The sequence below is a fragment of the Bacteroides sp. 4_1_36 genome, assembly GCF_003466325.1.
In the GTDB taxonomy this organism is placed as follows: Bacteria; Bacteroidota; Bacteroidia; order Bacteroidales; family Bacteroidaceae; genus Bacteroides; species Bacteroides uniformis.
Genome location: NZ_QSOX01000001.1, coordinates 119108 through 133692, shown reverse-complemented (window position 1 = coordinate 133692; position 14585 = coordinate 119108). Strand labels below are relative to the sequence as shown.

Annotated in this window: 13 protein-coding genes; 7 read left to right on the top strand and 6 right to left on the bottom strand. The window is 51.0% G+C overall.

Annotated elements, in window-relative coordinates; translation table 11 throughout:
• Positions 1-53 precede the first annotated feature (53 nt).
• Both DXD65_RS00515 and DXD65_RS00510 read right to left on the bottom strand, forming a co-directional pair.
• Complete coding sequence (locus tag DXD65_RS00515; protein WP_005836647.1) at positions 54-449, bottom strand: DUF1573 domain-containing protein; 396 nt, start codon at positions 447-449, stop codon at positions 54-56.
• A 91-nt stretch (positions 450-540) separates the two neighbouring features.
• Complete coding sequence (locus DXD65_RS00510) at positions 541-1248, bottom strand: precorrin-2 C(20)-methyltransferase (protein WP_172681014.1); 708 nt, start codon at positions 1246-1248, stop codon at positions 541-543.
• 122 nt (positions 1249-1370) lie between these two features.
• Between DXD65_RS00510 and DXD65_RS00505 the strand changes: the two genes are divergently transcribed.
• From DXD65_RS00505 to DXD65_RS00475, 7 genes are all read left to right on the top strand, one after another.
• A complete protein-coding gene (locus DXD65_RS00505) occupies positions 1371-2228 on the top strand; it encodes an AraC family transcriptional regulator (RefSeq protein WP_008663399.1) in 858 nt (285 codons plus the stop codon).
• Positions 2229-2318: 90 nt separating this feature from the next.
• Positions 2319-2909, top strand: coding sequence for a DUF417 family protein (locus DXD65_RS00500; protein WP_009038559.1), 591 nt, complete (start codon positions 2319-2321; stop codon positions 2907-2909).
• 4 nt (positions 2910-2913) lie between these two features.
• Positions 2914-4269 carry an FAD-dependent oxidoreductase gene (locus DXD65_RS00495; RefSeq protein WP_117887252.1) on the top strand — a complete coding sequence of 452 codons (1356 nt, stop codon included), beginning with the start codon at positions 2914-2916 and terminating at the stop codon, positions 4267-4269.
• Positions 4270-4371: 102 nt separating this feature from the next.
• Positions 4372-5541, top strand: coding sequence for an ABC transporter substrate-binding protein (locus DXD65_RS00490; RefSeq protein ID WP_009038557.1), 1170 nt, complete (start codon positions 4372-4374; stop codon positions 5539-5541).
• Positions 5541-6578 carry an iron ABC transporter permease gene (locus DXD65_RS00485; protein ID WP_034529853.1) on the top strand — a complete coding sequence of 346 codons (1038 nt, stop codon included), beginning with the start codon at positions 5541-5543 and terminating at the stop codon, positions 6576-6578. The genes DXD65_RS00490 and DXD65_RS00485 overlap by 1 nt, the downstream gene beginning before the upstream one ends.
• Positions 6571-7590, top strand: coding sequence for an ABC transporter ATP-binding protein (locus tag DXD65_RS00480; RefSeq protein WP_009038555.1), 1020 nt, complete (start codon positions 6571-6573; stop codon positions 7588-7590). The genes DXD65_RS00485 and DXD65_RS00480 overlap by 8 nt, the downstream gene beginning before the upstream one ends.
• Entirely contained in the window at positions 7587-8966 is a 1380-nt protein-coding gene (locus DXD65_RS00475) for an MATE family efflux transporter (RefSeq protein WP_005829402.1), read from the top strand. The genes DXD65_RS00480 and DXD65_RS00475 overlap by 4 nt, the downstream gene beginning before the upstream one ends.
• A gap of 13 nt (positions 8967-8979) precedes the next feature.
• Here DXD65_RS00475 and DXD65_RS00470 read toward each other — a convergent pair whose 3' ends face one another.
• The 4 genes from DXD65_RS00470 to cobM form a co-directional block, all read right to left on the bottom strand.
• Positions 8980-10065, bottom strand: coding sequence for a linear amide C-N hydrolase (locus tag DXD65_RS00470; protein WP_005829400.1), 1086 nt, complete (start codon positions 10063-10065; stop codon positions 8980-8982).
• 67 nt (positions 10066-10132) lie between these two features.
• Complete coding sequence (locus tag DXD65_RS00465) at positions 10133-10807, bottom strand: outer membrane beta-barrel protein (RefSeq protein ID WP_009038553.1); 675 nt, start codon at positions 10805-10807, stop codon at positions 10133-10135.
• Positions 10804-12699 (bottom strand): cobalt-precorrin-5B (C(1))-methyltransferase CbiD, encoded by a 1896-nt coding sequence (cbiD, locus tag DXD65_RS00460; protein WP_057281165.1) that lies wholly within the window; start codon positions 12697-12699, stop codon positions 10804-10806. The genes DXD65_RS00465 and cbiD overlap by 4 nt, the downstream gene beginning before the upstream one ends.
• Before the next feature lie 32 nt (positions 12700-12731).
• Positions 12732-14585 (bottom strand): precorrin-4 C(11)-methyltransferase, encoded by a 1854-nt coding sequence (gene cobM / locus DXD65_RS00455; protein WP_117887251.1) that lies wholly within the window; start codon positions 14583-14585, stop codon positions 12732-12734.

The window sequence follows — 14585 nt, the reverse complement described above, 5'->3', positions numbered from 1 at the left end:
GCAAAAAAAAAGGAGATTTAAAAAAATCTCCTTAATTCTGTATGGTAAAATGCTTATTTGGCATCTTTAGCGGTCATGTCCCCTTCGATAAACAATCGCATGATTTCCGTTTTGGCATTGGTGCGCAGGGTAATGGATTTCTTGAAGTGTCCGGGGTATCTTCCGGTTCCATTATAAGTTACTTTCACTGTTCCAGTCTTTCCCGGTGCTATCGGTTCTTGTGAATATTCGGGAACGGTACATCCGCAGGAAGCTACAGCCTGATGGATGACAAGCGGAGCATCGCCTACGTTCGTAAACTTAAAGGTGTAGCTGACCACAGGACTGTTTTCGGAGAATGTGCCGAAGTTGTGGGTGGTCTGTTCGAATTTGATGTCTGCCTTTCCTTGTGCATAGGCATAACCGATGCTCATAACCAGCAGCATCATATAAAAAACGACTTTCTTCATGTTCTTATCTTTTTTATATTTCAACGGCGCAAAGGTAACCCATTTTCATTAAAATAATGCCTATGGCGTGCGAAATTGTATTAAATCGGACTCAAAAGGTCTCTGTACGAATGATAAGCAGGGAAAAATAGGGGAAGCGGATGGTCGCTATCCGCTTGCTGTCATTGATATACTTCTCTTCCGGAGTGCCTACATTCTCAAAATAGTGATACCGGTATTCGGGATGCAGGCGGATGCAGCGGTGAATCTCATCGGTGCATCTGGACAACTTCATGATGACAACCGCACTGTTTTCGCTTGTCAGTTTCTCTATCTCTTCTGTCGTAGTAATGCCGGGTATCACCGTCAGCCGCTCTTCCTGGCTGGCCACATGGAGCCTGCCCAGTGCGCCGGCGGCAATGAAGGCGGGGATACCGGGGATGTGCTTCACGGGGATGCCGTCTGCCTGCAGTTTGTCATATACATAATGTATGGAAGAGTAGAATCCGGCATCTCCTTCGGCAACGATACAGACCTTCTTTCCTTGTTGCCGGAGGGTGGAGCTCTCCATATAGACCTCGTCGTAGGCGCTCAGGGCTTTTTCGCGCTGTTTGCTCATGGGGAGTGGAAAGCGGTGCACCGTGTTTTCCGGAATGTCGAGTTGCAATAGGATGTCGGCTGCGCGTGAAACTCTGTTTCCATCTTTGGCCAGTGTCTCGGGACAGAATATACAGTCGGCTGTCTGCAGGGCTTTCAAGCCTTTTACGGTAATCAGTTCCGGTTCGCCGGGACCGAGAGATACAAATATGACGGGGAACATTTGCATGAAGACATTAAAGTTAAAAATTAAAGAACAGCAAAACGGCTACAAAAGTGGGGAAATAATCAGTAGCAAACAAGATATTCGCTATCTTTGTTATTTACTAAAACAATCTGTTTTTTATGGATTATCAACTGAACACCCGCTTGAATGGCAACATAGCCATGACTTCCAGCTACCATGAGCGTGCGTCGCTGCAACGTGACAAGACTCTGTATAAATTCATTTGGGTACAGATCGGTACGCTCACTCTGGAAATAGACCATATCCCCATGCGCCTGGAAAAGGATGAAATCGTGACCTTGACCCCGTTGCATCACCTGGAGGTAAAAGAGGTGGACGGTGAATACCTGACGTTTGTATTCAACAGCAATTTTTATTGCATCTATGGACATGACAACGAGGTCTCTTGCAACGGACTCCTTTTTTATGGCTCTTCCAGGGTGATGAGACTGGCGCTTTCTGCCGGGCAGTCTTCCAACTTGCATGACATAGTCCGCATTTTCCGGCAGGAATCGGTCATCCATGACAACCTGCAGGAGGAGATGCTGCGGATTGTCTTGAAACGTTTCATCATTACCTGCACACGCATTGCGCGCCAGCGTTTTGGGGTGGGGCAGGAGAAGGAAAAGACGTTTGACATCATCCGGCAGTATTACGTATTAGTGGACCGGCATTTCAAGGAGAAGAAGCAAGTGCAGGATTATGCCGATATTCTTTGCCGTTCTCCCAAGACACTTTCCAATCTGTTCTCGACCTGCGGGTTGCCTTCCCCTTTACGGGTGATTCATGACCGCATTGAGGCAGAAGCCATGAGATTGCTGCTGTATACCCACAAAAGCGCTAAGGAAATCAGCTCCATTCTGGGCTTCGAAGACTTGTCCGCGTTCAGCCGTTTTTTCAAGAAAATGACCGGCGAGAGTGTCTCGGACTACCGGAAAAGAGTGAAACGGGAAGAATTGCCAACTGTTGCGGAATAATTGCCATTTCGTACGTGGTGGAAAACAAGGAACTTTGCAAAAACAAAAATCAAGTCATATTACTGAAACCATTTAAAAAGTAGAACAAAGATGAAAACGAAATTGCAAAACTTGTTTATGGCTGCGTTGACGCTGGCCGCTTCCACTCAAAAGTTGGGTGTTAATTTGATTCGTGTAGCCATCCTGGTTATTTTCGTATGGATTGGTGGGTTGAAATTCTGGAATTATGAGGCTGAAGGGATTGTCCCTTTTGTGGCGAACAGCCCGTTCATGAGCTTCTTTTATACAAAGAGTGCCCCGGAGTACAAGGAGTATAAGCTGAAAGAGGGCGAGTTCAATGAGGCGAAACATCAGTGGCACGTGGAGAACAATACGTATGGTTTCTCTCACGGTCTGGGCATTCTGATTATGGCCATCGGCATCCTGACATTTCTGGGGATATTCTCTCCGAAAATCGGACTGGCGGGAGCCGCACTTGTCATTGTCATGACGATGGGTACCCTCTCTTTCCTGGTGACAACCCCTGAGGTGTGGGTGCCCGACTTGGGAAGCGAGGAGCACGGCTTTCCGTTGCTGACGGGGGCAGGGCGCTTGGTCATCAAGGATACGGCCATTCTTGCCGGTGCCATTGTCGTACTGTCTGACAGTGCAAAAAGAGTATTGAACCAATTAAGGAAATAGACGTATGAAACAGTATGATGCCATTATCATCGGATTCGGCAAAGGCGGAAAGACGCTGGCTGCCGAGTTGGCAAAACGGAAGCTGGACGTTGCCGTAGTGGAGCGTTCGGAAAAGATGTACGGAGGGACATGTATCAATATCGGTTGCATTCCCACAAAAACATTGGTGCATGCGGCAAAGCATGCGGACAAAGACGCTTCTTGGGAGGTCAAGAAGGCATACTATCGTCAGTCCATTGCAAGGAAGGAAGAGGTCGTCTCTTTCCTGCGTCAGAAGAATTATCACAATCTGGCCGACAATCCTCATATAACGGTCTATACGGGTATCGGCTCCTTTGCAGGTCCGGATGTGGTGGAAGTTGGGATGGTGGAAGGGACATTACAATTGCAAGCTCCCCGGATATTCATCAATACGGGTGCCGAAACCGTCATTCCACCGATAGAGGGGATACAAGGTAACCCACGGGTATATACCAGCACCTCCATTATGGAACTGACTGAGCTGCCGGTACAGCTCGTCATTGTAGGTGGGGGATACATCGGACTAGAATTTGCTTCCATGTATGTTTCATTCGGTTCGCAAGTCACGGTGCTCGAGGGCTCTTCCGAACTGATATCCCGGGAGGACCGGGACATTGCGGACAGTGTCCGGGAGGTATTGGAACAGAAAGGAATCGTTTTCAAGCTGAATGCACGCGTGCAGTCCGTGAAAGACTCTGACGTCATTTACCGGGATGCGGTCACGGGAGAGGAACATCAGTTACACGCAGATGCCATCCTGCTGGCTACCGGCCGGCGTCCGAATACGACTGGCTTGAATCTGGCGGCGGCAGGTGTAGAGGTGAATGAGCGCGGTGCCATTGTGGTGGACGACTATTTGCAGACTACCAACCCCAAGATACATGCTATCGGTGATGTAAAGGGCGGTTTGCAGTTTACCTACATTTCTTTGGATGATTACCGCATCCTGCGCGAAGACCTTTTCGGGGCAGGAGAACGCAAGGTGTCCGACCGTGACCCGGTGAGCTATTCGGTATTCATCGACCCGCCGCTTTCACGCATCGGGCTGAGCGAAGCGGAAGCACGCAAGAAAGGATTGAATATAAAGGTCAACAAACTGCCGGTAGCCGCTGTTCCGCGTGCCAGGACTTTGGGCGATACGAACGGATTGTTCAAGGTGGTGGTGGACGCCGATACGGACAAGATAGTGGGATGTACGCTGTTTGGTCCGGAATCGAGCGAGGTCATCAACCTGGTGGCAATGGCCATGAAGACCGGGCAGGAATATACCTTCCTCCGTGATTTTGTCTTTACACATCCCAGCATGAGCGAAGCGCTGAATGACTTGATGGGCTTTTAAAGATTATTTAGGCACAATATCCACCAATTTGCGGGAAGAGCATTTGCGTATTTCCCCAAAAATGACGAATATTGTGCCCGAATTCTATAAACCCCAATAGTCATGACCCGGATATCTGCCATAGGCATTGCACTGCTGTGCATTTTATGCGTAACCTCTTGCGGCTTAAAATCAAGACAGACTACTACCGAATCTTCTTCCGAAACGGGCTATTCTCCGGTTACGACAGACACGGCAGCTACCATTGTACCGTGCTATGCCAAAGGCTATACGGTGAAATATCTTCCGCACCATGTCCGTCTGGTGGATATACACGACCCTCAAAAAGAAAGCAGCAGCACTTTCCACTATGCGCTGGTACCGAAAGGCATAAAGCCTGTCGGTATACCGAGCGACTATACGGTGATTGAAACGCCGGTAGAGCACGTTATGTGTATGACATCCCTGCAACTTTCCAACTTCATCCGTCTGGATGCCTGCGATTATGTGGTGGGCATCACCAGTACGCGCCATCTCTTCAACAAGGAGATGAACGAACGTTTGAAGTCCGGCGAGACCGTGAAGATTGGTATCGAAGGGAACTTTGATAATGAAGTGATAATGAGCATGAATCCGGATGTTATCTTTATCTCTCCTTTCAAGCGGGGCGGATATGATGCCATGCGGGAAATCGGTATTCCACTGGTTCCCCATTTGGGATATAAGGAGATGACCCCGTTGGGGCAGGCTGAATGGATAAAATTCATCGGCATGTTTATAGGCCAGGAAGTGGAGGCGAATGAAAAGTTTGCTGCGATAGAGAAGCGCTATAACGAATTGAAGGAGCTGGCTGCCAACGTGAAGAAGCGTCCGATGGTATTCAGCGGCGAGATACGGGGTGGCAACTGGTATGCAGTGGGAGGAAAGAGCTTTCTTGCCGAACTGTTCCGTGATGCCGGTGCGGATTATTTCTTGAAAGACGATCCCCGTTCGGGAGGTGTCACGCTGGATTTTGAAACCGTATATAGCCAGGCGGAGAGTGCCGACTATTGGCGCATTGTCAACAGCTATGACGGGACATTCACGTATGATGCCTTGAAGTCCCTCGACCCGCGTTATGCCGACTTCCGTGCGTTTCGTGAGAAGGGAGTGGTATACTGCAACATGCGTGAGAAACCCTTCTACGAAAGTATGCCCATGCAGCCCGAAATTGTATTGGAAGACTTGATACATGCTTTCCATCCCGATTTGTTGCCTGACTATAAACCGACTTACTACGAACTGCTGAAATGATAAAAAGACCCGTACTTCCGTTGATGTTGCTGACACTGGCATCTATCTTTCTTTTTTTCCTGCTGAACCTGCTTTTGGGGTCGGTTCACATTCCTCTGCGCTCCGTGTGGAACATATTGTGGGGAAATACGGATGAATCCGTTATTTGGCAGAATATTATCTGGAAGTCCCGCGTGCCCCAAGCGTTGACGGCATTGGTGGCGGGAGCAGGGCTGTCAGTCAGCGGTCTGCAGATGCAGACGGTGTTCCGCAATCCGCTGGCAGGGCCTTCGGTATTGGGCATCAGTTCAGGTGCCAGCCTGGGTGTGGCTTGTGTGGTATTACTGTCCGGGGCGATGGGCGGTGTGGCATTGAGCCGTTTGGGGTATATGGGCGAGGTTGCCTTGTCGGTTGCCGCCATTATCGGTGCGCTGGCTGTGATGGCGCTCATTGTCTATGTCTCCCAGAAGGTGAAGGGCAACGTGACGCTGCTGATAATCGGTGTGATGATAGGCTATGTGGCAAGTGCCGTCATCGGCGTATTGAAATATTTCAGTGTGGAGGAAGATATACGTGCATATGTCATTTGGGGATTGGGTAGCTTTGCCCGTGTTTCGGGCGACCAGATGGTGCTGTTTGTCTGCATCATGGCTGTGCTGCTTCCGTTGTCCTTCCTGCTGATAAAGACGATGAATCTGTTGCTGCTGGGCGATGGCTATGCACGCAATCTGGGACTGAACATCAAGCGGGCACGCCTGCTGGTTATCTCATGCTCCGGCGTGCTGGTGGCTATTGTAACGGCCTATTGCGGTCCGATTATGTTTATCGGATTGGCGGTTCCCCATCTGTGCCGTGCCATCTTCCACTCTTCGGACCATCGGGTACTGATGCCTGCCACATTGCTGGTAGGCGCTTCCCTGGCATTGGTCTGCAATCTGATAGCCCGTATGCCCGGCTTCGAGGGAGCTTTGCCGGTCAACTCGGTGACGGCACTGGTAGGTGCGCCGGTAGTGGCTTCTGTACTTTTTAGAAAACGGAAAGGAGAATTGAATGAATAAGGAAACCATACATATAGAGAATCTTTCCATCGGTTACCCCGGTAAGGGGGATGTGAAAGTGGTGGCAGACGGCATTTGCGCCGGAATTAACAGTGGTGAGCTGACTTGCCTGTTGGGAGCCAATGGAGTGGGGAAGTCCACGTTGCTCCGTACGCTGTCCGCCTTCCAGCCGAAACTTGGAGGAAACATATTTATTGAAGGAAAAGAGATAGGGGACTATACCGACAAGCAGCTTTCGCGCGTCATCAGCGTGGTGCTGACGGAGAAGTGCGATATACGCAATATGTCCGTCGTAGAACTGATAGGTCTGGGGCGTAGCCCCTACACCGGTTTCTGGGGAACCCTTTCGAAAGAGGACAAGATTGTGGTGGACAAATCCATCGCCCTGGTAGGCATTCCCCATCTGGCACACCGCATGGTGCATACGCTGAGTGACGGTGAACGGCAGAAGGTGATGATAGCCAAGGCGCTCGCCCAGGAAACTCCCGTCATCTATCTGGATGAACCGACAGCTTTCCTTGATTTTCCCAGTAAAGTAGAGATGATGCAACTGCTTCACCAGCTCAGCCGGCAAACGGACAAGACGATTTTCCTTTCTACTCACGACCTGGAACTGGCCCTGCAGATAGCGGACAAAATATGGCTGATGGACAAGGTGAACGGCGTAACTATCGGTACGCCCGAGGACCTTTCGTTGAACGGCAGCCTGAGCAACTTCTTTGCCCGTAAGGGTATTGCCTTTGATTTGGAAACGGGACTGTTCAGGGTAGCCAATGAATATACCTCCCAGATACGCTTGGCGGGCCACGGGCAGAAGTATGCCATGGTGCGCAAGGCACTCCAGAGAAACGGGATTCTGGCAAACCGGAATGTTGAATCGGAGATTTATATCGAAACCGGAGATTTGAAGGGAGACGGCAGCTTCGTATTCCATCGACCGGGCAAGGAGCCGGTAACAGTGTACTCCATTGAGAAATTGCTGCAAATAGTCTTGTCATTCCATTCCCTATGATGCACCATTCTGCAAAGGATAATTATGTCCACTTAACGACGACTCCGGTCCCCCGGCTGATTACGTCATTGGCTGTGCCGACCATCATCAGCATGCTGGTGACGTCCTTCTACAACATGGCAGATACCTATTTTGTGGGTAAAATAAATACCCAGTCTACGGCTGCCGTAGGTATCGTGTTTTCTGTGATGTCCATTATCCAGGCTGTGGGATTCTTCTTCGGTCATGGTTCGGGGAACTACATCTCCCGTAAGTTGGGGGCGCAGGAAACGGAGAGTGCCGAGAAGATGGCATCCACCGGCTTCTTTTTTGCCTTGTTTATCGGAGCGGCTCTGGCTGTGCTGGGATTGCTGTTCCTTACACCGCTTTCCCTTGCTTTGGGGTCGACGCCTACTATTCTTCCGTATACGGAGCGCTATTTGGGAATCATTCTGCTGGGTACTCCTTTTATGACCGCCTCATTGGTGCTGAATAACCAAATACGTTTTCAAGGTAATGCGGCGTATGCCATGGTGGGGATTGTGAGTGGGGCGGTCATCAACGTGGTGCTCGACCCTATCCTGATTTTTGTATGCGATATGGGCATATCCGGTGCCGCACTTGCCACAGTAGTCAGCCAGATATGTAGTTTCATCCTTTTGCTATATATGGGGCGCAGAGGAGGAAATATACGTATACGTTACAGAAACTTTACGCCTACACTGGCTTTCATCAAGGAAATTATTGGGGGTGGAACTCCGTCACTCACCCGGCAGGGACTGGCAAGCGTGGCAACCATTTTGCTGAACGTGGCGGCCGGTGCATATGGTGACGCAGCTATTGCAGGGATGTCCATTGTGACGCGTATCTCTATGTTTATCAATGCTTTCCTAATTGGTTTCGGGCAAGGCTTCCAACCGGTATGCGGATTCAATTATGGTGCCGGGCTGTATGCCAGAGTGCGCCAAGGATTCTGGTTCTGTGTGAAGGTAGGCTTTTTCTTTTTGCTGGTTTGTGCGGTGGCAGGTATGGGATATGCCGAGGAGATTGTCTCCATCTTCCGCAAGGGAGACCCTGCTGTTGTAGCTACCGGTGCGGCAGCATTGCGCTGGCAGTTCATCACCTATCCGTTGGGTGCATGGATTGTGGTCAGCAACATGATGCTGCAGACTATCCGCAAGCCCGTACGCGCTACGATACTTTCCTCTGCCCGTCAAGGGCTGTTCTTCATCCCCCTCATCTTCATTCTTCCTTATTTCTTAGGACTGAAAGGGGTGGAGATGTGCCAGGCGGCGTCGGACATGCTGACCTTCTTCCTCGCCATTCCATTGACCTGCGGGGTGCTGGCGGAGATGAAAAGGAAGGAGGCGGAACAACTGCAACAGCGGCAATCTTGAAGTTTCTGCGTCCCTATTCAATTTTCACGGGAGCTATCGGTTGCCGCTTCACTTTATCGAGGGGAGCTGCATGGTACTCGATGCGCCCGAAGTCTATCTGTCTCAAATCAATGCTTCTGATTGTACTGTTGTACATGGTGCGATAGTAGATGATACCGTTTGTCATATCTGTGGCCGATGTCCATTGGGTGGCACTTGGAATATTGGCAGGAACCTGGCCGAGGGGAAACTCGATGCCTACGGGTATATCAAAGTTATTCAGTATCTGAAAACATTGGAGAACGGTTTCCTGTGCGGTATTCTGTGGTGGTGTAGAAGTCTGGTAGAAAGCGGCACGGATAAAGCGGGAAGGGGGAGTCACATCTCCCGGAATTCCCAAAAAGCCGCTTCCCGAACCGAAAGGGGCTATAGTCACATTGCCCAGCGATTTGCTTTCGGCACTGCCCGGGTAGAGGTTCACATAATTGTTTAAGTTGGTCATCTGCCAGTCAAAGCCGGGGGAGTTTGTCAATACTCCCAGTTTGTTTTCATAGAAACGGGGCTGTCCGTCGATGAACTCCAATACCAGTTGGCGGCCGGTCTTGTCTGCAATCCGCCAATGTACGGTGGAGGCGCGTGGGTCAATGGCTATGACCGTCACATTTTCAATAGCCTCCTTTACCTCGTCCACAGTAGAAAAGCTTCCCAACAGCCATGATACCAATTGTAAATCGGCTATGCTCGACGCTTTTCGTGTGGGGTCGTACTCCTCATATTTGCCATATCCGGGAAAGTAGAACAGCCCGGCGGAGAGCCCGGCTTCATTCAGACCTTCGGCCACGAACTCCTTTTGCTCCACTGCCAGGCCTACGTAGCCATAGCGTGAGGTGAACTCCATGCCGGACAGACTGCCTCCGGGTGTCAGTGATTGTTGCGAATAACCGCGCGGTACGATGACGTACTGGCTGTTCAGCTCACTGCCTCCCCATTCGATGGTGCGGGCTACGACGTGCGCATTGTCTTTGGCCGTCAGGGTGATACCGGTACATGCCTCTGCTGTTTGAGGGGCGAAGGTGAGGGCTGTCATTGCTGCCAGCAGGATAGGAATTCTTTTTGCCATATTATTCAGTTTATATTGTTGAGTATCTGTTTGTATACTAAACAACTCTGTATGGCAAAATGTTCCCTTACCAGAACCGGTACCCCAGCGTAAAGAATGCGGCGAAGTTCTTGGGAAAATATCCTCCTTCTTCCGAATGACCTATCATCTGGTTTATCTGCTCATTGACTTTTACCAGTCCCACTTGTGTCTCTGCACCGATGATGAATCTTCTGTATTCAAAAGTAAGTCCCAGGGCAATACCTGCATCGAAACGGTTGTTACCCATTTTCCCGTCTACCATACTGCCGAAAGTGTCTATCTTGAACTGGTATCCTCCCTGCATACTGCTGCTGCTATAATCGTAGGTCTCGCCGGAGGTCTTGCCTGCCACGCCTATGGCCGCATAAGGGCCGACGCTCAGCGAGGCATGATAATCCCTGCCCAGATGGAGGCGGGCCGCTATCATGAGGGGGATTTGCAGATACAGTTCATGCATTTTGGCCTTGCCGATGTGGCTTATCTCGTCTTTACCGCCGATGGACACAAACTCCAATGCGGATTGCAGCACCCAGGTCTTGTTGAGGACATATTCTGCACCGACACCAGCTTTGTAAGCTATTTGGGTGTCACTACTGGAGTGTTTTCCATGAAAATGGGAGGTACCGATTCCAGCTTTTGCATGAAAGGACAGCGGGCTTTGTGCCAGACCGGTCAGTACGGTCATTGCCATACAGACGGTAATGATTATCTTCTTCTTCATGAGTAAATTTTTCCGTTTTCGGTTATGAGTAATACTGTTAGTTCGCCATTGGGCAGTAAGGGGGCACAGTGCCGGTGACAGAGCTCAATCAGTGCCTTGCCAAACTTTTCCAGCAGCTCTTCGGGAATGATGTCCCAGAGTTCGCGCGCCAGGTTCATCTGTCCGATGGCGGCAAGTGTTTCTTCGCTGCATCCCGTCTGGCGTGCCAGGTCTTGAATGAATTCCTTATTCATGGTCACTTTCTTGCTGTGGGTATCCAGATTGCCTTCGGCCAGTTTCACGGCCTTTCCCATCATCACGCCGAGGGTGACGTGCGGTACTTGCTCTTCGGCTGCTATTTTCAAGGTTTCGCCGATAAAGTTGCCGTAATGCACGAAAGCCTGGGTGGGGAGGTCGGGATAATACGCCTTGATGAAACGTTCGCTCTTTGCGCCGGAGCTGATGACGATACGAGGGTTCCGGGTTGCCTTTGCCACTTCCATGGACTTCCGGATGGAATTGATGAAGGCTTCCGAGGAGAATGGCTTCACGATGCCGGAGGTCCCGATAATGGAAATGCCTCCTTCGATACCGAGGCGGGGATTGAAGGTGCGTTTGGCTATTTCTTCTCCACCGGGGATGGAGATGGTAATGAGAATAGGATTGGGCTGTTTGGCAATATGGAGGCGTTCAAGCCATAGCTTGACGTTCTTCTTTATCATTTCGCGCGGGGTGTCGTTGATGGCAGAGCTACCGAGCTCAAGTCCCAGACCGGGCATGGTGACGACACCTACGCCTTCGCCGCCGCAGACGATGATGTTGTAGTCGTCCTGGGGAGTGTCTTCCGGCAGCGGGTCGTCTATGCGGAAAGGTATGGCTATATTGGCCACAACTTTCATTCCGTTGGTGATGTCCGGGTCGTCGCCGGCATCCTTGATGACGGTAGCGCTTGTCTCGAACATGCCGTCACCGTTTTCCAGAAGGTCGGAGTGGGGAATATGGCGCTGAGGCTCTACGGGAACCTGGATGGTTTCTCCGTTGGGAAGAACTACCGGAAATTCCGTAGGACGCTTTTTGAAGTAGATATTGAATACATCCCAGGTGGCGGCTACGGCGGCAGCGGCGGCACATGTTCCGGTGGTCAGTCCGCTGCGCAGGGGGAAGAAGTCGGGTAAATGTTTCTCGATTATGCGGCGCAGGCCATGCTCGCCGTTTACACAGATAAACTTGTCGGATGTCTTGGGGCGGCAGATGGCAAAGATGCGTATACCCAGTTGCCGGGCAGCTTCCACCTTTTCGCAGAATCCGCCCGATATCCCGCTTTCTTTGAGGAGGATGGCTTCGGGATGAAGCTGTTTCATCAGGACTTGCTCGTCTTCTCCGGGCGTGTAGTAGTAGAGGTTCTTCTCGGAGAAACCTTGTTCCCGGGCGAGCTTGCGCGAGCTGTCACGGTCGAGGATGCGGAAGTAACAGCAGGCATTCTGCCACAAAGGCTTCAGCTTACCTATGGTCTGTACGCCGGTCAGTGCAAGTAAGATGAAAATCTTTTCTTTCTGTATCTTCTCGATGGCATCGTCATAATCCCTGCACCAGGTGATGTGTTCTTCATCGCGTTTCGGGAAGATACGCTCGAAACGGATGACGGGGATATTCGATTCCACGGAGACTTGTTCCAGAGTCTCATGCAGCTGTGTGGCAAAGGGGTGCGCGGCGTCTATCAGCAGCTTTATGTGATGCTGTGCACAGAATGTTTCTATTTCTATTGCATCCATCGCGCCTTGCAGGCGGATGCCATTATGCAGAAGTACGTCCTGCTCATCCCCTTTGGTAGAATAGTAGAAAGTTTTTCCGGCTTCTTCAAGGGTTTGGATGGCTATGCGTCCTTCGGTGGTTCCGCCAAATATTAATATCATGTTTGAATGTTTATGGGTGATTAATCGTTGATTTATTTCCGGTACAGATGCTTGAACTCGTGTGCATAGAGCCGTGACAGACCTTCACGGTTGCCGATGGCTTCGCCTACGACAATCATGGTTGTCAAGGTGAGGTTATTTTCCTTCACTATTCTGGCAAGGTCTTTGAGTTCCCCCCTGAATATTTGTTCGTCTTTCCATGTCAAGTGGTAGCAGACAGCTACGGGGGTAGTTTCCGGATATTCCTGCAACAGTTCTTCCTGCACCTGCTTCGCAATGCTTGCACTGAGGAAGATGCACATGGTACTTTGTGAGCGTGCCATGAGATGTAGCTTTTCGCGTTCGGGCATGGGCGTACGTCCTTCGCCGCGTGTTAGGATGATGCTTTGCACTTTTTCCGGAATGGTGAACTGCGACTTCAAGGCAGCTGCCGCCGCCTGGAAGGAGGATATGCCGGGGGTGATGTGGTAGCTCATACCGTGCTGGTCAAAGTAGTTCATTTGTTCCTGAATGGCACCATAGATACAAGGGTCACCCGTATGCAGGCGTACGATGAATTTTCCCTTGTCATAGAACTTCTTCATCACTTCAAATTGTTCTTCCAAATCCATGGAAGCGGAGCTGAGTACGGTAGCCCCGGCCTTGGCACAGAGAGTCAGCTCCCTGGGAACGAGACTGCCGGCATACAGAATGAGGTCGGCGCGTTCCAGCATTTGGCGTCCGCGTACGGAAACCAGGTCCGGGTCGCCCGGGCCGGCACCCACTATTTCGATGTGGCCCTGGCGCACAGTTCTTATGTCAAGGGCGGCGGCCACGGTATAGTTCTCTCCTTTCTTCTTGGGCACCAGCAGCCGGGAGTTGTTTGCACTCAGTAAGGCGGCGGCTTCGCTGACGCTGGGGGTACCCATGTGCTTCATGACGGTTTTGCTGGGATGGGGCACCTCTATCTCTGTCAGTTCTTCGGCTGTATAGAAGTAGACCGGGAACTTCTTTTGGAGCGCTTTCACTACCGGTTCGTCACTTTTGGCTTTAATCGTGGAGATGGAGGCGATGCTTTGGGGCATGATGCCGTATTCCTTCAGTGTGTTCATAATCTCTTTCTCCACTTTCCGCACGGGACCTGCCAGCCGGGCAAGGCCGATGCCGAGGTGTACGACACAGGGCACGTAGCATATCATAGGCATTTCCGGGAAGTTGGGGACTTGGGGAGATACGCACAGAATCAGTTTGAAGCGTGAAGGTTTAATGTCCTGCACCCGGTAGAATACTTCTACATGAGGCGGCAGGTGCGCCTCCATCCAGTCCGTGCCTTCATTGCGCACCGTGAGCAGCAGGGCGGTGGGCTTGCCGGAAACGAAGAGGCTGATATGCTCGTTCATGCATACTCTTTTTTTCTCTTCGGGCGTCTTGGCAAGTTCTGCCAACAGGAGGGTGGAGGGCTCGGCGTTGATGACCGGAAACCACCCGAAACGTTGGGGCAGGGTATCGAGTCCCCATAGACCGGTGCAGTCGCTTTGCGTGGTGACTACCGGTTCGGCCCCGAGGATATTCGCTACCTGGTGGGTCAGTTCGTTGGCTCCTCCGATGTGTCCGGAAAGTACGGAGATGGCAAATTTACCGGTACTGTCCACGCAAACCACGGCAGGGTCGGTATATTTGTTCTTCACGCAAGGAGCGATGGTGCGGACACAGATTCCCATGGCGCCAATGAAGACAAAGGCATCATAGCGGTTGAAGTTTTCCGCTGTGAATTTGCCGGCGGATTCTATATGTGTGCATCCCTCTTCGTGCCTGAGGGTGAAGATTTCGGAGTCGGGAAGTTCGTTGAGCAGTGATTGGGCTATGCTCAAACCGGCTTCGGAGATTAGAATAACAGCTGTTTTCAT